At 71.9% G+C, this 20089-nt stretch carries 18 protein-coding genes; 14 read left to right on the top strand and 4 right to left on the bottom strand.

Going from position 1 to position 20089, the window contains the following annotated elements; genetic code table 11:
* Window positions 1-21 precede the first annotated feature (21 nt).
* Both OHU35_RS08140 and OHU35_RS08135 read left to right on the top strand, forming a co-directional pair.
* Window positions 22-573 (top strand): TetR/AcrR family transcriptional regulator, encoded by a 552-nt coding sequence (locus OHU35_RS08140; protein WP_189726507.1) that lies wholly within the window; start codon window positions 22-24, stop codon window positions 571-573.
* Entirely contained in the window at window positions 570-2099 is a 1530-nt protein-coding gene (locus tag OHU35_RS08135) for an MFS transporter (protein ID WP_359896727.1), read from the top strand. The genes OHU35_RS08140 and OHU35_RS08135 overlap by 4 nt, the downstream gene beginning before the upstream one ends.
* Window positions 2100-2154: 55 nt before the next feature.
* Here OHU35_RS08135 and OHU35_RS08130 read toward each other — a convergent pair whose 3' ends face one another.
* Window positions 2155-2829, bottom strand: a complete 675-nt coding sequence (locus tag OHU35_RS08130; RefSeq protein ID WP_189726505.1) for a 1-acyl-sn-glycerol-3-phosphate acyltransferase — start codon at window positions 2827-2829, stop codon at window positions 2155-2157.
* 386 nt (window positions 2830-3215) lie between these two features.
* On the opposite strand from OHU35_RS08130, the gene OHU35_RS08125 reads away from it, so the two are divergent.
* The 3 genes from OHU35_RS08125 to OHU35_RS08115 all read left to right on the top strand — a co-directional run bounded on the left by OHU35_RS08125 (window position 3216) and on the right by OHU35_RS08115 (window position 5512).
* The gene (locus OHU35_RS08125; RefSeq protein ID WP_189726504.1) at window positions 3216-4388 is read left to right on the top strand and encodes a glycerophosphodiester phosphodiesterase; all 1173 of its coding nucleotides are present in this window, start codon (window positions 3216-3218) and stop codon (window positions 4386-4388) included.
* Window positions 4389-4462: 74 nt separating this feature from the next.
* Window positions 4463-4957, top strand: a complete 495-nt coding sequence (locus OHU35_RS08120) for an RNA polymerase sigma factor (protein ID WP_189726503.1) — start codon at window positions 4463-4465, stop codon at window positions 4955-4957.
* A gap of 57 nt (window positions 4958-5014) precedes the next feature.
* Window positions 5015-5512: a GNAT family N-acetyltransferase gene (locus OHU35_RS08115; RefSeq protein ID WP_184597714.1), complete on the top strand. Its 498-nt coding sequence runs from the start codon at window positions 5015-5017 to the stop codon at window positions 5510-5512.
* A gap of 83 nt (window positions 5513-5595) precedes the next feature.
* On the opposite strand, the gene OHU35_RS08110 is transcribed toward OHU35_RS08115, so the two are convergent.
* Together OHU35_RS08110 and OHU35_RS08105 are read right to left on the bottom strand one after the other, a co-directional pair.
* Window positions 5596-6012, bottom strand: coding sequence for a hypothetical protein (locus OHU35_RS08110; RefSeq protein WP_229873125.1), 417 nt, complete (start codon window positions 6010-6012; stop codon window positions 5596-5598).
* Window positions 5993-6352: a hypothetical protein gene (locus tag OHU35_RS08105; RefSeq protein ID WP_405505087.1), complete on the bottom strand. Its 360-nt coding sequence runs from the start codon at window positions 6350-6352 to the stop codon at window positions 5993-5995. The genes OHU35_RS08110 and OHU35_RS08105 overlap by 20 nt, the downstream gene beginning before the upstream one ends.
* A 70-nt stretch (window positions 6353-6422) precedes the next feature.
* On the opposite strand from OHU35_RS08105, the gene OHU35_RS08100 reads away from it, so the two are divergent.
* From OHU35_RS08100 to OHU35_RS08060, 9 genes are all read left to right on the top strand, one after another.
* Window positions 6423-7073, top strand: coding sequence for an HAD family hydrolase (locus tag OHU35_RS08100; RefSeq protein ID WP_189726500.1), 651 nt, complete (start codon window positions 6423-6425; stop codon window positions 7071-7073).
* Between the two features lie 378 nt (window positions 7074-7451).
* Window positions 7452-8486: a methionine ABC transporter ATP-binding protein gene (locus OHU35_RS08095; RefSeq protein ID WP_399021052.1), complete on the top strand. Its 1035-nt coding sequence runs from the start codon at window positions 7452-7454 to the stop codon at window positions 8484-8486.
* The gene (locus tag OHU35_RS08090) at window positions 8483-9190 is read left to right on the top strand and encodes a methionine ABC transporter permease (RefSeq protein WP_189726498.1); all 708 of its coding nucleotides are present in this window, start codon (window positions 8483-8485) and stop codon (window positions 9188-9190) included. The genes OHU35_RS08095 and OHU35_RS08090 overlap by 4 nt, the downstream gene beginning before the upstream one ends.
* A gap of 62 nt (window positions 9191-9252) precedes the next feature.
* On the top strand, window positions 9253-10071 hold the full coding sequence (locus OHU35_RS08085) for a MetQ/NlpA family ABC transporter substrate-binding protein (protein ID WP_189726497.1): 819 nt from the start codon (window positions 9253-9255) through the stop codon (window positions 10069-10071).
* A 140-nt stretch (window positions 10072-10211) separates the two neighbouring features.
* Window positions 10212-10844 carry a GNAT family N-acetyltransferase gene (locus OHU35_RS08080; RefSeq protein ID WP_405505086.1) on the top strand — a complete coding sequence of 211 codons (633 nt, stop codon included), beginning with the start codon at window positions 10212-10214 and terminating at the stop codon, window positions 10842-10844.
* A 136-nt stretch (window positions 10845-10980) separates the two neighbouring features.
* A complete protein-coding gene (gene cbiE / locus OHU35_RS08075; RefSeq protein WP_405505085.1) occupies window positions 10981-12201 on the top strand; it encodes a precorrin-6y C5,15-methyltransferase (decarboxylating) subunit CbiE in 1221 nt (406 codons plus the stop codon).
* Window positions 12202-12568: 367 nt separating this feature from the next.
* Window positions 12569-16228, top strand: a complete 3660-nt coding sequence (gene cobT / locus OHU35_RS08070) for a nicotinate-nucleotide--dimethylbenzimidazole phosphoribosyltransferase (RefSeq protein WP_405505084.1) — start codon at window positions 12569-12571, stop codon at window positions 16226-16228.
* 118 nt (window positions 16229-16346) lie between these two features.
* Window positions 16347-17573: a uroporphyrinogen-III C-methyltransferase gene (cobA, locus tag OHU35_RS08065; protein ID WP_405505083.1), complete on the top strand. Its 1227-nt coding sequence runs from the start codon at window positions 16347-16349 to the stop codon at window positions 17571-17573.
* Between the two features lie 79 nt (window positions 17574-17652).
* A complete protein-coding gene (locus OHU35_RS08060) occupies window positions 17653-18471 on the top strand; it encodes an RNA methyltransferase (protein ID WP_189726492.1) in 819 nt (272 codons plus the stop codon).
* Window positions 18472-18513: 42 nt separating this feature from the next.
* Here OHU35_RS08060 and OHU35_RS08055 read toward each other — a convergent pair whose 3' ends face one another.
* On the bottom strand, window positions 18514-19980 hold the full coding sequence (locus OHU35_RS08055; RefSeq protein ID WP_189726491.1) for a serine/threonine-protein kinase: 1467 nt from the start codon (window positions 19978-19980) through the stop codon (window positions 18514-18516).
* Window positions 19981-20089: the final 109 nt, after the last annotated feature.

Here is a 20089-nt window from a genome sequence, read left to right as displayed (position 1 = left end):
CATCTGGGCTATGCTTGTCTCATGGCTGTCGATCCTGACCACGTGCTGCGCGCTGCCGCGGCCCTGCTGACCCGTAAATCCACCGCGACCATGGACGAGGTCGCCAAGGCCGCCGGGATCAGCCGCGCCACCCTGCACCGCCACTTCGCCGGACGTGACGTCCTCGTCCGCGCGCTGGAGTCGCTGGGCATCGCGGAGTGCGAGGCCGCGCTGGACGCGGCCCGGCTCGACGAAGGCACGGCGAGCGACGCCGTACGCCGGCTGGTCGGGGCGATCGAGCCCGTCGCCGGACTGCTCGCGTTCCTCTACTCCGAGAACCAGTTGTTCGAGGGCGAGGAGCTGAACGCGGGCTGGACCCTGATAGACGACCGGATCTCCGCCCTGTTCCGGCGCGGTCAGCTCGGCGGCGAGTTCCGTATCGACCTCACACCGGCCTGGCTCACCGAGGCGCTCTACGGCCTGCTGGCCTCCGGCGCCTGGATGGTGCACAGCGGCAAGGGTGCCCCCAAGGACTTCCAGCACATGATCGTCGAGCTGCTGCTCGGCGGCGCACTACGGAGAGAGGAATCATGACCAGCACCTTGCAGGCGGCGGAAGCGACCGAGGCGGTGAAGCGCCCGGGCCGTTGGCTCGCACTCGGCGTCCTCGTGCTCGCCGTGCTGCTGGTGGCTGTCGACGCGACCGTGCTCGGTCTCGCGACCCCCTACATCAGCGAGGACCTGAAGCCCTCCGGCACACAGCTGCTGTGGATCGGTGACGTCTACTCGTTCGTCATCGCCGGTCTGCTCGTCTCCATGGGCAGCCTCGGCGACCGCATCGGCCGCAAGCGGATCCTGCTGATCGGTGCCACGGCGTTCGGCGCGATATCCGTGTTCAACGCCTATGCCACCACCCCTGAGATGCTGATCGTCGCGCGGGCCCTGCTGGGCGTCGCCGGCGCCACCCTGATGCCCGCCACGCTCGCGCTGATCCGCAACCTCTTCCATGATCCGCGCGAACGCAGTCTCGCCGTCGGCATATGGGGCGCCACCGCCTCCGCCGGTACGGCCGTCGGCCCGATCGTCGGCGGATTCCTGCTGGAGCACTTCTGGTGGGGCTCGGTCTTCCTGATCAACCTGCCCGTGATGGCGGTCCTGGTCCTCGTCGGGATCAAGCTGCTCCCCGAGTCGCGGACCACGAACGCCGGACCCTGGGACCTGGTCAGCGTCGTGCTGTCGCTGGTCGGCATGGTCGGTGTCGTGTACGCGATCAAGGAGGCCGCCACCCACGGCTTCGCCTGGGCCACCCTGGCCGCCGGCCTGCTGGGCGCGGCCGCCCTGTACGGATTCGTACGCCGTCAGCTCACGCTGCCCGCCCCGCTGCTGGACATGCGGCTGTTCCGCCACCGCGGCTTCAGCGGGGCCGTGCTGGCGGACCTGCTGACCATCCTCGGCCTGTCCGGGCTGGTGTTCTTCCTCTCCCAGTACCTGCAGCTCGTCCAGGGCAGGCGCCCGTTCGAGGCGGGCCTGGCCGAGCTGCCCGCCGCGATCGGCGCCGTGGTGGCCGGTCTGGCCGCGGGGCGCGCGGCCCGCCGCTTCTCGGTGCGGGCCGTCGTCGCCGGGGGCCTCGCGGCGATCGGCCTCGCGCTGGCCGCGCTCACGGTGATCGGCCAGTCCACCGGCTACCCCCTGCTCGGGACCGCGCTGCTGGTCGTCGGTGTCGGCGCGGGTTTCTCCTTCACCGTGACCGCCGACGTGATCCTCTCCAGCGTGCCCAAGGAGCAGGCGGGCTCCGCCTCCGCCGTGTCCGAGACGGCGTACGAACTCGGCGCGGCCCTCGGCATCGCCGTGCTCGGCTCCATCGTGACCGGCGTCTACCGCGACTTCACCGGTCCGGCGGGCACACCCGCCGCGGCCCACGAGTCGCTCGGCGGCGCCGTCGAGGCGGCCGCGAGCATGCCCGCACACAGCTCAGCGGTGATGCTGGACGCGGCCCGCACGTCCTTCGTCGACGGCCTGGCACTCGCGGCGGGCGTCGGCGCGGCGGTCCTGCTGGCCGCGGCGGTGGCGGCCTGGTTCCTGCTGCGGGGGCAGCGGCTGGAGAGTGGGGCGGAGCACTGAAAAGGCCGCGGGGGCGTGAGGGCGACAAGCCCTCACGCCCCCGCGGCCCGCAGAACTACGCCGCTTCCTTGGCCTTGCTGGCGTACATGTCCACGTACTCCTGCCCGGACAGCCGCATGACCTCGCTCATCACCGAGTCCGTCACGGCCCGCAGCACATAGCGGTCCCGGTCCATCCCCTCGTACCGGGAGAACTCCATCGCCTCACCGAACCGCACGGTGACCTTCCCCGGCCGGGGGAGACCCGCCCCGCCCGGCTGAAGCCGGTCCGTGCCGATCATCGCGAACGGCACCACCGGCGCGCCCGTCATCAGCGTGAGCCGGGCGATCCCGGTACGCCCCCGGTACAGCCTGCCGTCAGGCGAGCGCGTGCCCTCCGGGTAGATCCCGAAGACCTGGCCCTCCTCCAGCACCCGGCGCCCGGTCATCAGTGCGGCGACGCCGCCCCGGCCGCCGTCGCGGTCGACCGGGATCATGCCGACGCCGGTGAAGAACCAGGCCATCAGCCGGCCCTTGAAGCCCTTCCCGGTCACGTACTCGTCCTTGCCGATGAAGAAGACCTGCCGGTCGCAGACCAGCGGCAGGATCATCGAGTCGATGAACGTCAGGTGGTTGCCGGCCAGGATGACCGGACCGTCGCCGGGAATGTGCTCCGCACCTTCCACCTGTGGGCGGAACATCAGGCGCATGACCGGACCGAGCACTGCCTTGATGAGCGCGAAGCGGGACAACGGACCCTCCGGTGTCAAGGGAATCTGTATGAGTATGTGCAGGTGAGGACGATACTCGTGGCCCCGGGGATCGCGCACATCGGGCACGGCGACTTAACCGAGGCCTTACGCACTGTTGACGCGTGTTTACCTGCGGTGGCGTGTCGTCGACGGTGTGTAACCCGGCCGCCATGATGTGACGGACATCGCCTCGGACGCACCGGACGCGTTCCCAGAACCGCGGCACCGAATCGAACGGGGTACGACGAATCGTCAGTTCACCGTCCCCACCAGCCACTACGACATCCGGCGTCACCCGCGTGTTCCGCCCGGGGTCTCCCACCCGTCATGTACGCGCCCCTACGATCAGCCCGCACTGACGAGTCGACGGCAGGGAGGGCGCTCACATGGGAACGCAGGAGTCGAACGAAGAAACGAGCGGGACCGGACGGCGGGCCCTGCTCGGCGCGGCGGTGCTCACCGCCGGCGGAGCGGTCCTCGGCATGACCGGCACGGCGCGAGCGGACGGCTCCCGGCACGGCGGCGGACACGGCGGACTCAAGAGCCTGCCCAAGCCGACGATCGTCGGCCACCGCGGGGCCAGCGGCTACCGCCCGGAGCACACCCTGGGCTCGTACCAGCTGGCCCTCGACCTGGGCGCCGACATCGTCGAGGCGGGCGACCTGGTGCCGACGAAGGACGGGCACCTGGTCTGCCGGCACGAGCCGGAGATCGGCGGCACCACCGACGTCGCCGACCACCCGGAGTTCGCCGACCGCAAGAAGACCAAGCTCCTCGACGGCGTCTCCACCACCGGCTGGTTCACCGAGGACTTCACGCTCGCCGAGCTGAAGACGCTCCGCGCGATCGAGCGCATCCCGGCCAACCGCCCGCACAACACCCTCTACAACGGCCGCTGGGAGATCCCCACCTTCGAAGAGGTCCTGAAGTGGCAGGACGAGCAGACCCGCAAGCGCGGCAAGCAGGTCTGGATCTACCCCGAGCTCAAGCACCCCACCTACTTCCGCAAGCAGGGTCTGCCGCTGGAAGAGCGGGTCGCCAAGGTGCTGCGCAAGTACCGCAAGGACCGGCGCACCTCCCCGGTCATCATCCAGTCCTTCGAGCCGACCAGCATCGAGCGCCTCAACAAGCTCGTCGACAACCCCCTGGTCGTCCTGCTGTCGTCGGCGGACACCCGCCCCTGGGACTTCGTCGAGACCGGCGACCCGCGCACCGTCGCCGACCTGGTCAAGCCGGCCGGCCTCCGGGAGATCGCCTCCTACGCGCAGGGCATCGGCCCGACCCTCGACCTGGTCATCCCGCGCGACGCCAAGGGCAACCTCACGCAGCCGACGACGCTCGTCCCGGACGCGCACAAGGTGGGCCTGATCCTGCACCCGTGGACGATGCGCAACGAGAACCCCTTCCTGCCCGCGAACTTCCGCAAGGGCACGGACGCGGATGCCTACGGCGACGTCTTCGGCGCGTACAAGGCGTACTTCGCGACCGGCATCGACGGCGTCTTCACCGACCAGCCCGACACGGGTCTGCTGGCTCGCGAGGACTTCGTCAACGGCTGAGCTCACACCACCCGGTCGAGTGGGCTTCGGCCGCCCGGGCAACCCGCCGCCCGGGCGGCCGCGTCGCTCCGCATATGACACCCGACCTGGTCACCGCCCTGGGCCCGCTGCTCACCGCCGAGGCCTCCGCTGAGGCATATGCCGCGGGAACCGAGCCGAGTGACCTGGAGCAGGCGGTCTGGCTCCGACTGCTGGAGCGCCTCGACGCCGACGATCCGCCGCTCGACCCCCAGGGCTGGCTCCGCCGCGCCGTGCGCTCGGAGGCCCGCCGCACCCGCCGTACGAGCCGCCTCGAACGGCCGTACGCCGGCGAACCGGCCGATGACGGCGGCCGCGACCCCGAACAGCTCGCCCTCGCCGCGGCCCGCGGCCGTGCCCTGCGCGAGGCCGTACGCCGCCTCCCGGGCCGCTGCCCCCGACTGCTGGAGGCCCTGCTCTCCCCGCAGGACCTGACATACCGGGAAATCGCAGGGGAGTTGGGTATCTCACAGGGGAGCCTTGGCCCGGAACGTTCCAGATGCCTGGGATGTCTGCGCAGATTGCTCGCGCCGGAGGTTGCGGCCCGCTGAGGACGGGGATAGGAGTGAGGAACGACAGGTGATCAGATGAGCGGGAGGCGTGCGCACATGGGCATGAGCGTGACCATCTCTGCGGCGACCGAGCAGGACGCGGAGCAGATCTTCAGGCTGCAGTACCTGTGCTTCCAGCGGGAGGCGGCGCTGTACGGGAACTACCGCATCGACCCGCTCGTCCAAACCCTCGACTCGGTCCGCGAGGAGGTCACCCGGGACTGCGTCTTCGTGGCCCGGCTCGGCGACGAGGTCGTCGGCTCGGTCCGCGGCTCGGCCACCGAGGACGGCGCCGCCGCGATCGGCAAGCTCTGCGTCCACCCGCGCCTCCAGGGCCACGGCATCGGAGCCCGCCTCCTCCGAGCGGCCGAATCGGCCCTCGCCGGCCAGCACGGCGCCAAGCGCTTCCGCCTCCACACCGGCCACCGCAACGAGGGCAACCTCCGCCTCTACCGCAAGGTGGGCTACGAAACGGTGGGCACGTCCCAGGGCGCGGACGGCATCCCCATGATCGTCCTGGAGAAGCCGGCGGGAACATACGCAGCGACGGCTTGAGGGCTTGCCTTTAGGGGCGCGGGGAACTGCGCGAGCAACCACACACAACCCGCACTCGCCGACGCCCCCAAGCCGCCATCCCTCTACTGCGTACGTGACCGCCGCAGCCAGTAAATGGCAGACAGCGGCAACAAAACCGGGATGAACAGATACCCCATCCCGAAGTCCGACCACACGGTCGCGTCAGGAAACGCCGACGGCTCGACCAACGTCCAGGTCCCCACCGTCAGCACACCCACCAACTCCGCGACACAACACACCAGCGCCGCCCGCCGGGCCGTCTCCCCGCCCCGCACCAACGAGTACGTGATGAACCCGTACACCAGCCCCGCCACCGCCGACAGCGAGTACGCGAGCGGCGCCCGGTCGAACTCCGTCGCGATCTGATACGCCGACCGCGACACCGCCCCGACGACCATCACGCCGTACAGCCACACCAGCAGCGTGCCCGGCCCGCTGATCAGCCGTCGCCGGCTCACCTCAGCCTCCCCAGATGTCATAGAGCCGCACCTCCAGCACCGCCAGCACCACACCGCCGGCGGCGACCGTCACCGAGCCCCACCGTGTGCGCTCGGCCAGCGACATGAACCCCGCCGCCGGGACGCACGCGAACGCCCCCAGCAGGTACGCCACGAAGATCGTCGTGCCCTGCTCCGGCTTCTCGCCCTGCGTCAGCAGCACGATCCCCACCGCAAGCTGGACCAGCGACAGCAGGGTGACCACGGCCATCCCGATGAAGTGCCAGTCCTTCGTCGGCTGGTCACGGTAGGCCGCCCAGCCGCACCAGGCGGCGAGCAGCAGCGCGGCGACGCCGGTCACCAGCGTCAGAGCAGCAAGCATGCTGCGACCTTATTACGGCCGAAAAGGCCCGATGCCTCCGGCCCTGGCCCGCCACCGTAGGGTCGGGGGCATGAAGATCCACGCGCAGGCCCTGCTGTTCGACAACGACGGAACCCTGGTCTCCTCCCTCGCCTCGGTGGACCGCTGCTGGACGCGGTGGGCCGCGGAGTACGGGATCACGGCCGAGGAGTTCGCGCGGGTCGAACTGCACGGCCGGCCGGCCGCCGAGATAGCCGCCGACCTGCTGCCCGCCGAGGTCGTGCCGCAGGCCGTCGCGCGGATCGAGGACCTGGAGGTGGAGGACGTACCCAACGGCGGTGTGCACCTCCTGCCCGGGACGCGCGCGTTCCTCGACTCCCTGCCCGCCGAGCGCTGGGCCGTCGTCACCTCCGCCACCCGGCGGCTGGCCGAGGCGCGGCTCGACGCCGTCGGCATCCTTCCCAAGACGCTCGTCGCCGCCGACGACATCACGCGCGGCAAGCCCGACCCCGAGCCCTACCTGCTCGCCGCCCGCACCCTCGGCGTCGACCCGGCCCACTGCGTCGTCTTCGAGGACGCCCCCGCGGGCCTGACGGCCGGCCGCGCCGCCGGCATGACCACCGTGGCGTTGACCACAACCCACCAGGCCCACGAGCTCGACGCCGACCTGGTCGTCGAGAACCTGGCGGCCCTGTCCGCACTGGTCACCGAGCAGGGGCTGGAAATCTCCCCCCGCGGCTGACGCGTCCCGGCCCCTGTTCACCGCTGTCCAGCATTCGGACAGCGGCGTGACTGTCAGGACCGTACGCGTGTTTTACTGGCGACATGACCACGACGAGCGACCGCATCCCCGCGACCGAGGCGACCATGACGCCCGGTGCTCGTTGTATGTGTCGAATGTGCGCCTTCTAGAGGGCCCCCGCACCACCCCCTGAGCTCGCGCCCCGAAGCGAGACAGCGGCAGGTCCGCACGCCCTGAGCGGTGCGAGACGCCACGCCGCCCCGCGCGCATGTTCTCCCCGGTTCCCCGCCTCAGCGAGAACCCTGTCGCGTCCCTGAACGAATGCATCTGTGCCCGGGCACACCCACGCCCGCGCACTCGACAGTGACGGAAACCCACGTGATCACCACAACGGACCTGACCAAGGTCTACCGTTCACGCGGCCGCGAGGTCACCGCCCTGGACGGCGTCGACCTGCACGTCCGCGAAGGCGAGGTGTACGGCGTCATCGGCCAGTCCGGCGCCGGCAAGTCCTCGCTCATCCGCTGCGTCAACCTGCTGGAACGCCCCACCTCCGGCACCGTGACCGTCGCCGGACAGGACCTCACCGCCCTGGCCGGCCGCGGCCCGCGCGCCGGAAAGGAACTGCGGGAGGCACGCAGCCGGATCGGCATGGTCTTCCAGCACTTCAACCTGCTGTCCTCCCGGACCGTCCAGGACAACGTCGAACTGCCGCTGGAGATCCTCGGCAAGTCCGGCAAGGAACGCTCCCGCAAGGCGCTGGAGCTGCTCGACCTGGTCGGCCTCGCCGACAAGGCAGGCGCCTACCCCGCGCAGCTCTCCGGCGGCCAGAAGCAGCGCGTCGGCATCGCCCGCGCCCTCGCCGGCGACCCCAAGGTGCTGCTGTCCGACGAGGCCACCAGCGCCCTCGACCCGGAGACCACCCGCTCCATCCTGGCGCTGCTGCGCGACCTGAACCGGCAGCTCGGCCTGACCGTCCTGCTCATCACGCACGAGATGGACGTCGTGAAGTCGGTCTGCGACTCAGCCGCGCTCATGGAGAACGGCCGCGTCGTCGAGTCGGGCACGGTCAGCGAACTGCTCGCGACCCCCGGCTCCGAACTGGCCTCCGCGCTGTTCCCGCTCGGCGGCGAGGCCTCCGGCGACGACCGCACCGTCGTCGACGTCACCTTCCAGGGCGAGAGCGCGACCCAGCCCGTCATCTCGCAGCTGGCACGCACCTACAACATCGACATATCGATCCTCGGCGCCGCCATCGACACCGTCGGCGGCCTCCAGGTCGGCCGGATGCGCATCGAACTGCCCGGCCGCTACGAGGACAACGTCGTGCCGATCGGGTTCCTGCGGGAGCAGGGCCTGCAGATCGACGTCCTGGGCCACGAGTCCGAACTGGTGAAGGAGGGTGTCAAGTGACCTGGTCCGAAATGCAGCCACTGCTGGAACAGGCGTGTTGGGACACGCTCTACATGGTCGGCTGGTCCACGCTCATCGCCGTGGCCGGCGGACTGCCGCTCGGGATCCTGCTGGTCCTGACCGACCGCGGCGGCCTGCTCCAGAACCTCGCCGCCAACAAGGTCATCGGGCAGGTCGTGAACATCGCCCGCTCGCTGCCGTTCATCATCCTGATGGTCGCGCTGATGGGCTTCACCCGCTCGATCACCGGGACGACCATCGGCGTCGAGGCCGCCATCGTGCCGCTCGCCGTCGGCGCCATCCCCTTCTTCGCGCGCCTGGTCGAGACGGCCGTCCGCGAGGTGGACCACGGGCTCGTCGAGGCCGTGCAGTCCATGGGCGGCAACACCTGGACCATCGTCCGCAAGGTCCTGGTACCGGAGTCCCTGCCGTCGCTGATCTCCAGCACCACCACCACGATCGTCGCCCTCATCGGCTACTCGGCCATGGCGGGCACGGTCGGCGCGGGCGGCCTCGGCGACATCGCCATCCGCTACGGCTACCAGCGCTTCGAGACCCAGCTGATGTGGATCACCGTCGCGATCCTCGCCGTCGTCATCTCGGTCATCCAGTTCGCCGGCGACTACGCGGCCCGCTCCCTGCACCGCCGCGGCGCCCACTCCGGCCCCGCCCCGAAACTGCGGCTGCTGAAGGCCGCTTCCTGAACCCCCCGTCCACCCACGACGGGGTCGCACCACCTTCAAGGCCATAAGGAAAGGCACTTTTCGTGCGTAACACCGCCAAGATCACCACCGCCGTCCTCGCCGCGGGAGCCCTCACCCTCGGGCTCAGCGCCTGCGGCGCCGGCGACTCCGGCTCCGACGGACCGCTGATCGTCGCCGCCAGCCCCACCCCGCACGCCGAGATCCTCACCTACGTCAAGGACAACCTGGCGAAGAAGGAGGGCCTCGACCTGCAGGTCAAGGAGTTCACCGACTACGTCACGCCGAACACGGCGACGCAGGACGGCTCCGTGGGCGCCAACTACTTCCAGAACCAGCCGTACCTCGACGACTTCAACAAGAAGAACGGCACCGACATCGTGCCCGTCGTCACGGTCCACCTGGAGCCGCTCGGCCTCTACTCCCACAAGGTCAAGAAGGCCGACGCCCTGAAGAGCGGTGCGACGGTCGCCATCCCCAACGACACCGTCAACGAGGCCCGCGCCCTCAAGCTCCTCGCCGCGAACGGGCTCATCACCCTCAAGGCGGGCATCGGCAACGAGGCGACCCCTTCGGACATCACCAAGAACCCGAAGAACCTCAAGTTCAAGGAGCTGGAGGCGGCCCAGACCCCGCGCTCCCTCGACGACGTGGACGCCGCCGTCGTCAACGGCAACTACGCCCTCGAGTCCGACCTCAAGCCGGCGAAGGACGCCCTCGTCCTGGAGTCCCCGAAGGACAACCCGTACGGCAACTTCCTCGCCGTGAAGAAGGGCGAGGAGAAGGACCCGCGCGTGAAGAAGCTCGCCAAGCTCCTCACCTCGCCCGAGGTGAAGAAGTTCATTAAGGACAAGTACGACGGCGCCGTGCTCGCCTCCTTCTGAGACCACGCCGGGCACCCGCTCGGCACGGGGTCCTCCCTCACCCGGTGGGGAGGACCCCGTGGTGCGGAGCAGTGCATTCATGCTGCATGCTGGGCAGTTCAGCAGGCCCTGAAGGTTCACCGAAGGTTACGGAGCGGCGCATGACGAGCACCTTTCCCAACGTCTCCATCAGCACGGAGCGGTTGGTGCTGCGTCCCCTTGACGAAGACGACGTCGCCGCCCTGGCCGCGATGATGAACGACGAGCAGGTGGCGGCCTGGACCTCCGTCCCCCAGCCCTTCACGGAGGACGGCGCCCGCACCTGGATCACCGAGTACGCCCCCGCCGAGCGCACCGAGGGCCGCGGCCTCGACTTCGCGGTCACCGAGTTCCTCACCCAGCGCCTGGTCGGCGTCATCCAGCTCGGCAAGACCAACTGGCGCGTACGCTCCACCGAACTGTCGTACATCATCGCCCCCTGGGCCCGAGGCGAGGGCTACGCCTCCGAGGCCGCCCTCGTCACCGCCCGGTGGCTCTTCTCGGACCAGAAGTTCGAACGCATCGAACTGCGCACGGCGGCCGGCAACACCGCCTCCCAGCAGGTCGCCCAGAAGATCGGCTGTATCAGCGAGGGCGTGCTGCGCAACGCCTGTATAGCCCGCAGCCGTGCCGAGGACGGCACGTGGACGGACGTACGCACCGACTTCATCGTCTGGAGCCTGCTCCCCGAGGATCTGGAGGGCGTCGGCGGCCGGCTGCCCGGCGGCTTCACGTCCTTCGGCGACTGGAACTGACCGGAACGGCCACCGCGCGCGACGGCACCGCCGTCCCCTCCACCGGCTCCACCGGGTACTCTCACCAAGCCCGACCACGGGCCGCCCGCGACACGACACGCAGACGACCTGCGACATCCTCTGGAGACTGACGACCATGGCCGACCGGGTCACGGTGATCGGCTGGGACGGTTCGCCGCTGACCGACGCGGCACGCGCCGCCCTGGGTGCCGCCACGCTCGTGGCGGGTGCCGCCCACCACCTGGCGCTCCCCGAGGTACCCGCCGGCGCCGAGCGCATCCGCCTCGGCAGTGTCGCCCTCGCCGCCCGCCGCATCGCCGGCCACCGCGGCACGGCCGTCGTGCTGGCCGACGGCGACCCCGGCTACTTCGGCGTCGTGCGGACCCTGCGCGCCCCCGAGTTCGGCCTCGAGGTCGAGGTCGTCCCCGCCGTCTCCTCCGTCGCCGCCGCCTTCGCCCGCGCCGGCATGCCCTGGGACGACGCACAGGTGGTCGTCGCACACCGCCGCACCCTGCGCCGCGCGGTGAACGTATGCCGCGCCCACACCAAGGTGGCCGTCCTCACCTCACCCGGCGCCGGCCCGGCCGAACTCGGCCTGCTCCTCGAAGGAGTCCACCGCTCCTTCGTCATCTGCGAGGAACTCGGCACCGAACGCGAGCGTGTCACGATCGTCACCTCCGAAAGGGCCGCCGACCACGCCTGGCGCGACCCCAACGTCGTCATCGTCCTCGGCGGCCCGGCCGGACCCGGCACGGCGGGGGAGGCCGGCGGCTGGATCGCCGGCCGCGACCCGTCCGCCGGGCCCCGCGGCTGGTCCCTGCCCGCCGAGGCGTACGGCGCCCCCCTCGGCGAGGGCGAGACCCAGCCGCTGCGCGCCTCCCAACTCGCCCGCCTCGGACCCCGCGTCGGCGACCTCGTATGGGACATCGGCTGCGGCAGCGGCGCCTTCGCCATCGAGGCCGCACGCGCCGGCGCCGCCGTCATCGCCGTCGACAGCGACCGGGCTGCCTGCGCCCGCACCGACGCCACCGCCCGCCGCCTCGGCGTCCAGCTCCAGATCGTGCACGGCACCGCCCCGCACATCCTGGAGAACCTCCCCGAACCCGACGTCGTCCGCGTCGGCGCCGGGGGAGCGGCCGTCGTCTCGGCGGTCGCCGACCGCCGCCCGCAGCGCATCGTCACGCACGCCGGCACCCGCGACGCCGCCGAACTCATCGGCCGCGACCTGACGGAGCACGGCTACGGCGTCGAGTGCGCCCTGCTGCAGTCCGTCGAACTCGACACCCGGGCCTGGACGGAGAAGGAACGGAGCGTCGCGTTCCTGCTCAGCGGCGTGCTGCCGCGGCGCAGCGCCTGATCCCGCCGACGTCCCCGTGATCGGGTTGTCGTACTGCGCGCGGTAGGCTGGCCGATCGTTGCACCGCACGCGGACGCCCGGCACTTCGTCGGCCAATGTCCGGAAAACCCGCCCGTTTTGGGGTGTGTGTGGTACGGCAGAACCGGAGGACGCGCAACGTGGCGCAGTCCACAGCGGAACCGTCGCGGATCAAGCTGCCGCGAGGGTGGCACGGCCGCGACAATGCCAGTGAATGGCTTTGTCGCCTTTTTGGGGCGGGCCGCTCGTGCCGCTGGGGACGCACGCTCGTTCTTCACAGCGGGGCGGTCGGTGCGCCGTCCCGGGCGAGCTGGTCGTAGGAGCACTAACCGATGGGCGAGGGGTACGCATGACCGACACCGGCCAGGTCCCGGGCGAGGGACTGCCGGAGAACGCAGGCATGGTGGAGCAGCCGGGCGCCCCCGCGCACGGTTCGTACACCTACCTCTCCGAACCCGAGACCACCGCCGAGGACGACGACCTGCTGCTGTTGCCGGGCGCCCAGGGCGCCTGGGGCAACGAGGTCGCCCCGCCCATGCCGGAGCCGGTCGCCGAGACCGTGCACGAGCCGGGCCCGCACGAGATCTCCGGCCGCGACAGCGGCTCGGTCGACCTCGGCGGCGTCCGGCTGCCCGACCCTCCGCCGATCCCGCCCATCACTCCGCGCCGCCCGCTGCACCTCGGCCCGCCGCTGCCCGACAGCTCCGCCAGCCCGGTCCGCTCCCTCGCCGACCGCGGCCCGGCGGACGCGCCGCTGCGACAGCCCGCGCCGTCGGCGGCAGGACCCGAGTACCTCGACGCCCCGCGCGCTCCGGAGATGCCCTCGTCCCCGGCGGCGCCCTGGGACGCGCAGGTCACCCACCAGGCCCCGGTGAGCGCCGGGGCGGCCCCTGCGGAAACGGTTGTTCCGGAACCGCAGCCGGTGGCCACGGCCGTGGCGACCAGTGTGGCGACGGAGGCGGAGCAGGGCGTCCCTGCCGAGCAGCCCGCGCAGGCCGTCCCGGTGCAGGACGTCCCCGTGCAGGTGGCCGAGGCCGAGGCGGGGGCCGTTTCCGCGCCCAGGCCGGTTCCGGGGGAGGTGCCGGTCGTGGACGGTTCCGGTCAGGTCGGCTTTGGTCAGGACGGTGAGCCGGGGCTTGCCGGTGGTTCTCCCGAGGTTTCCGAACCGGGTGCCGTCGGCGACTTCGCCGATGCCGGGGATCAGGTTCCGGCGGCTCCTGCGGAGCAGGACGTGGTCTCCGCCCCTGTCGCTGAGGCCGTGCCGGCCCCCGAAGCGGTCCCGTTCCCGGAGGCTGCCCCCGCGCCCGAAGCCGGTGCCGTGGAGGCGGTCGGTGTTCCCGAGGCGCCCGCAGAGGCGCCCGAGGCAGTCGCTCCCGAGGCCGTTGCACAGGTGCCGGCCGAGGCTGTCGGCCCCGAGCCTGCCGCACCCGGCCTGGACGCGACCGCCCCCGAGGCCGTCGCGCAGGAGCCGGACGCCCTCGGCGGCGAGGTCCCCGCGCCGGTTGCCGAGCCGATCGCCCCGCAGGCCGCCCCCGCTCCTCAGACAACCGACGCCGAGGCAGCCGCCCCTGCCCCCGAGGTGACGGTTCCGCAGGCCGCCACGCCCACCCCTGAAGCGCCGGCTCCGGTGCCCCCTGCCCCGGCCGCCGACGCACCGGAGACAGCAGCCGCACCGGCTCAGCCCTCCGCGGCACCGGCCCCTGCCCAGGTCACCGAGACACCCGTGCCCGAGGTGCCCGCCGAGGCTCCCGCACCGCCCCAGGAACCCGAGGCAGTCGAGCCCGCCCCCGTGGCCGAGCAGGTCGCTCCCGAGCCTGCCCCCGTGGTCGAGGCACCCGAGCCCGCACCCATGGCCGAGGCACTCGAGCCCGCCCCCGTAGCCGAGGAAGTCGCTCCCGGCCCCGCCTCCGAGCCGGTGACCCCCGCGCCCGAGACCATGGACGTCCCCCCGGCACCCGCCGAGGACGTCACCGTCGTACTCCCCGAGCCGATCGCGGACGAGAAGGCGGAAGAGAAGGCGGACGAGCAGAGCATGCAACCGGTCCAGGGCCCGCAGCAGTCACAGCCCGCAGTCCCCCAGCCGGCCCAGCCCGAGGAGGAGCCGGAGCCGCCGGCCCCCGTCGCCACCGTCCCCGCACCCCGCGACGGCGACGCCGGACTCGTGCAGAACGCCGACGACCTGGACACCCGGGCCGCCGACCAGGAAGACTTGGCCGACCAGGCACGTCACGACGAAGAGAGCACGGCCGCAGTGGCAGAGGCACGACAGTCCACCGGCCCAGCCGCCCCCGCGTACGACGCCGCCGAGCGCGAGGCCGTACTGAAGGTCATGCGCGAACGCCGCGACATCCGCAACGGCTTTCGCAGCGACCCGATCCCGCACGAGGTGCTGCTCCGCGTCCTGGAGGCCGCCCACCACGCGCCCTCCGTCGGCCACTCGCAGCCCTGGGACTTCGTCGTCATCCGCTCCGCCGACACCCGGCGCGCGATGCACGAACTGGCCATGCGCCAGCGCGACGCCTACGCGAAGTCCCTCCCCAAGGGCCGGGCGAAGCAGTTCAAGGAACTGAAGATCGAGGCCATCCTCGACACCCCGGTGAACATCGTCGTCACCGCCGACCCGACCCGCGGCGGCCGCCACACCCTCGGCCGTCACACCCAGCCCCAGATGGCGCCGTACTCGGCGGCCCTGGCCGTGGAGAACCTCTGGCTCGCCGCCCGCGCCGAAGGTCTCGGCGTGGGCTGGGTCAGCTTCTTCGACGAGCGCGAGATGGTCCGCGCCCTCGGCCTGCCCGAGCACCTCGAAGTCATCGCCTACCTGTGCGTCGGTTACGTCGACGAGTTCCCGGACGAGCCCGAGCTGTTGCAGGCGGGCTGGTCCAAGCGCCGCCCGCTGTCCTGGGTCGTGCACGAGGAGACGTACGGCCGCCGCGCACTGCCCGGAGAGGAACCGCACGACCTGCTCGCCGAGACCGTCGCGCAGATCCGCCCGCTGGACGCCAAGGCGCTCGGCGAGGCGTGGGAGCGCCAGAAGCGCATGACCAAGCCGGCCGGTGCGCTGGGCATGCTGGAGATCATCTCCGCACAGTTGTCCGGCCTGTCCCGCCAGTGCCCGCCGCCCATCCCGGAGCCCGCGGCCGTCGCGATCTTCGCCGGCGACCACGGCGTGCACGCGCAGGGGGTGACCCCCTGGCCGCAGGAGGTCACGGCCCAGATGGTGGCCAACTTCCTCGGCGGCGGCGCCGTCTGCAACGCCTTCGCCACCCAGGTGGGCGCCGAGGTCTGCATCGTCGACGTGGGCGTCGCCGCCGACCTCCCGGCCACCCCGGGACTGCTGCCCCGCAAGGTCCGGGCCGGTACGTCCGACCTGACCACCGGGCCCGCGATGACCCGCGAGGAGGCCAAGCAGGCCATCGAGGTCGGCATCGAGACCGCCCGCGACCTGGTCGCCGCCGGCAACAAGGCCCTGCTCACCGGCGAGATGGGCATCGCGAACACGACCGCGTCCGCCGCCCTGATCTCCGTCTTCACGGGTGCGGACCCGGCCGAGGTCACGGGCCGGGGCACCGGCATCAACGACGAGACCCTCGCCCGCAAGACGGAGGTCGTCCGCCGCGCGCTGGAGCTCCACCAGCCGGACCCGGCCGACCCGATCGGCGTGCTCGCCGCGATCGGCGGCTTCGAACACGCCGCCATCGTCGGCCTCCTCCTCGGCGGCGCCTCCCTGCGTACGCCGGTGATCCTGGACGGCGTCAGCGCCGGCGCCGCCGCCCTGGTGGCCCGCGCCATCGCCCCCGAGGTCCTGGCCGCCTGCATCGCCGGTCACCGCAGCGCCGAGCCGGGCCATGTCGCGGCCCTCAACAAGCTGGGCCTGCGCCCCCTGGTCGACCTCGACCTGCGCCTGGGCGAGGGCACGGGCGCCCTCCTGGCCCTGCCGCTGGTGCAGAGCACGGCCCGGGCGATGCACGAGGTGGCGACGTTCGATTCGGCGGGAGTCACCGAGAAGTAGGTGCCGAGGGCCGGCTCCGGTGCTCAGCCACTGGACCACCGGAGCCGTCCTGACTCCTGCCCATTAAAATCCGCACGTCAGGGCTACCGCACCGCCGTCTAACAGGAGCCGCACCCCCATGGCCGAACACCCCGCCTACCCCGTAGGCCTCCGCCTCACCGGCCGCCGCGTGGTCGTTCTCGGCGGCGGCCAGGTCGCGCAGCGCCGCCTCCCGGCGCTGATCGCAGCAGGTGCGGACATCTTCCTCGTGTCCCCCTCGGCCACCCCCTCCGTCGAAGCCATGGCGGACGCCGGCGAGATCACCTGGCAGCGGCGCCGCTACGAGGAAGGCGACCTCGAGAACGCCTGGTACGCCCTCATCGCCACCGGTGACACGGAGGCGAACACCCGGGCCTCCGCCGAAGCGGAGCGCCGCCGCGTCTGGTGCGTCCGTTCCGACGACGCCGACGAGGCGACGGCCTGGACTCCGGCCACCGGCCACAGCGAGGGCGTAACGGTCGCCGTCCTGACCACGGACGCCAAGGGCCGCGACCCCCGCCACACCGCCGCCGTCCGCGACGCGGTCGTGGAGGGCCTGCGCGACGGCACACTCGTCGCCCCGCACCACCGCACCCGTACACCCGGAGTCGCCCTGGTCGGCGGCGGCCCCGGTGACCCGGACCTGATCACGGTCCGCGGCCGCCGCCTGCTCGCCGAGGCGGACGTCGTCATCGCGGACCGCCTCGGCCCGCGCGACCTCCTCGCCGAACTCCCGCCCCACGTCGAGGTGATCGACGCGGCGAAGATCCCCTACGGTCGCTTCATGGCCCAGGAGGCCATCAACAGCGCGCTGATCGAGCACGCGAAGCAAGGCAAGTCGGTCGTCCGCCTGAAGGGCGGCGACCCCTACGTCTTCGGCCGCGGCATGGAGGAGCTCCAGGCCCTCGCCGAGGTCGGTATCCCGTGCACGGTCGTCCCAGGGATCTCCAGCTCCATCTCGGTCCCGAGCGCGGCCGGTATCCCGGTCACCCACCGCGGCGTCGCCCATGAGTTCACCGTGGTCAGCGGCCATGTCGCGCCCGACGACGAGCGTTCCCTGGTCGACTGGCCGTCCCTGGCCAGGCTGACCGGCACGCTGGTGATCCTCATGGGCGTCGACAAGATCGGAAAGATCGCCGAGACGCTCGTCGCGCACGGAAAGCCGGCCGACACCCCCGTCGCCCTCGTCCAGGAAGGCACGACGGCCGCTCAGCGCCGGGTCGACGCCACCCTCGCGACAGTCGCGGAGAGGGTACGGGCCGAGGACGTGAAGCCCCCGGCGGTCATCGTCATCGGCGAGGTCGTGAAGGTCGGCCCCACGGCCTGAGCACCCCGCGAGTAACCCCGGGTAACACAAACCGTACCGAGCCGTTGGCACCGTACCCAGGACAAGGCAGTATCACCCTGTGGCCGATCTCATCACCGTCGAGGATCCCGACGACCCGCGCCTCTCCGACTACACCGGCCTGACCGACGTGGAACTGCGCCGCAAGCGCGAACCCGCCGAGGGCCTGTTCATCGCCGAGGGCGAGAAGGTCATCAGAAGGGCCAAGGAAGCGGGCTACGAGATGCGGTCCATGCTGCTCTCCGCCAAGTGGGTCGACGTCATGCGCGACGTCATCGACGAGCTCCCGGCCCCGGTCTACGCGGTCAGCCCTGAGCTGGCCGAGCAGGTCACCGGCTACCACGTGCACCGCGGAGCGCTCGCCTCCATGCAGCGCAAGCCCCTGCCCACGGCGGCCGACCTCCTGAGGACCGCCCGCCGCGTCGTGATCATGGAGTCGGTCAACGACCACACCAACATCGGCGCGATCTTCCGCTCGGCCGCCGCCCTCGGCATGGACGCGGTCCTGCTCTCCCCGGACTGCGCCGACCCCCTCTACCGCCGCAGCGTGAAGGTCTCCATGGGCGCGGTCTTCTCCGTCCCGTACGCCCGTCTGGACACCTGGCCCAAGGGCCTGGAGTCGGTCCGCGAGGCGGGCTTCACCCTGCTCGCCCTCACCCCGGACGAGAAGGCCCGCCCCCTCGACGAGGCCGCCCCGCACACCATGGACCGCGTGGCCCTGATGCTCGGCGCCGAGGGTGACGGCCTGTCCACCCAGGCCCTGGTCGCCGCCGACGAATGGGTCCGCATCCCCATGTCCCACGGCGTCGACTCCCTCAACGTGGGCGCGGCGGCGGCCGTGGCCTTCTACGCCGTGGCCACCGGCCGACCTCAGGTCTAGGGACAGCGGCAAGGCCCTCGACCGCACCCCCGTCCCGGCCCGTCAGCCGCGCGTCGTACCGTCCGGCCGCGTGCGTACGTCGTCCAGCGGCTGCGACCGGTGGACCTGCTGCTCCCGCACGCCGCCTCCGTCGCCGCCGAGTCCCCGCGCCGGGCCCTGACAGCCCTGCACCAGGGCGATGCCGATCGCCACCAGCAGCGTGACCACGACGAACACGAACAGCCGCTGCCGCAGCAACCGCGGATTGGCGGGCCGCAGCCCGGTCCCCGTTCTGGACGGACGTCCGGTACCGCTGTGCGGGGCGGGGCGGCTGCCGCTGCCCGACCGGGTCCCGTTGCGCCCGGTGGGTGTCGGCCGCGCCCCGGAACGCGCCGGTGCGCCACGGCCGCGCGCCGGAGTCCTGCCGCGGTTCGCGCCACCCGCCGACCGGTTCCCGCTTCCCGCAGGCCGGGCTCCGCCCCGGGCACCCGCTCCGCCCTGGGAAGCCGTACCGTCCGCGGACGGAACCCCGTCCCGGGACGGGGAGGAGCCCCGCGGTGGGGGAGTGCCCCGGCCCCGCTGCGCGCCGGCCGCCCCCGAGCCCTGCTGTCCCTGCGGCCGCCGGGCCCGCTCGGGGTAGGTGTCGACGGGCCGCTCGGTCTCGGCTCCGCGCGGCGCGGGCGGCCGTACCCCGGCGAGGTCCTGCGCCTCCCGGGCCGCGATCTCCTTGAGCCGCAGCGACAGTTGGAGCGTGCTGGGCCGCTCCTCGGGGTCCTTCGCCAGGCACGCCCGGACGAGTGGGGCCAGCGCGTCGGGCACGCCGTGCAGCTGCGCCTCCTCGTGCACGACGCGGTACAGCATCACCTCGGAACTGCCGTGCCCGAACGGTGAGTCGCCCATCGAGGAGTACGCGAGCGTGGCTCCCAGCGAGAACACGTCCGTGGCCGGTGTGACGGCCGCCCCGCGCACCTGCTCCGGTGCGAGGAAGCCCGGCGAGCCGACCGCGGTGCCGACGTGGGTGAGAGTCGAGGCACCGGTGGCCCAGGCGATACCGAAGTCGATGATCCGCGGCCCCTTCGGGGACAGCAGGATGTTGGACGGCTTCAGGTCCCGGTGCACGACCCCGGCCTCGTGCACGGCGACCAGGCCCTCCGAGAGGGCGGCCCCGACGGCCGCGACATCGGCGGCGCCGAGCGGTCCCTCGGCGGCGATCTTGTCGTGCAGGGAGGGTCCGGGTACGTACTGGGTGGCGAACCAGGGCCGGTCCGCCTCGAGGTCCGCTGCCACGAGCCGGGCCGTGCAGCCGCCGCGGATCCGCCGCGCCGCCGAGACCTCACGCGCGAAGCGTGAGCGGAACTCCTGATCCTCCGCCAGGTCGGGGCGGATGACCTTGAGCGCGACCCGTTGCCCCTTCTTGTCGGAGCCCAGGTAGACCACGCCCATCCCGCCCGCGCCGAGCCGTCTGTGAAGCCTGAACGAGCCGACGACGCGCGGGTCCTCGCGCCTCAGGCGCATCATCGCCATGTTCATCCCCGCTGCCCGGTCCTGTGACGAGCCACAGCTTACGTTTCCACGGCCGCCCACGCGCAGAGGCCGCGCCCTCTCGGGCCGATGGATTGTCAGTGGTGGGTGGGAGACT

Source organism: Streptomyces purpurascens (genome assembly GCF_045040895.1).
In the GTDB taxonomy this organism is placed as follows: domain Bacteria; phylum Actinomycetota; class Actinomycetes; order Streptomycetales; family Streptomycetaceae; genus Streptomyces; species Streptomyces purpurascens.
This window is presented reverse-complemented; position numbering and strand designations above follow the sequence as displayed.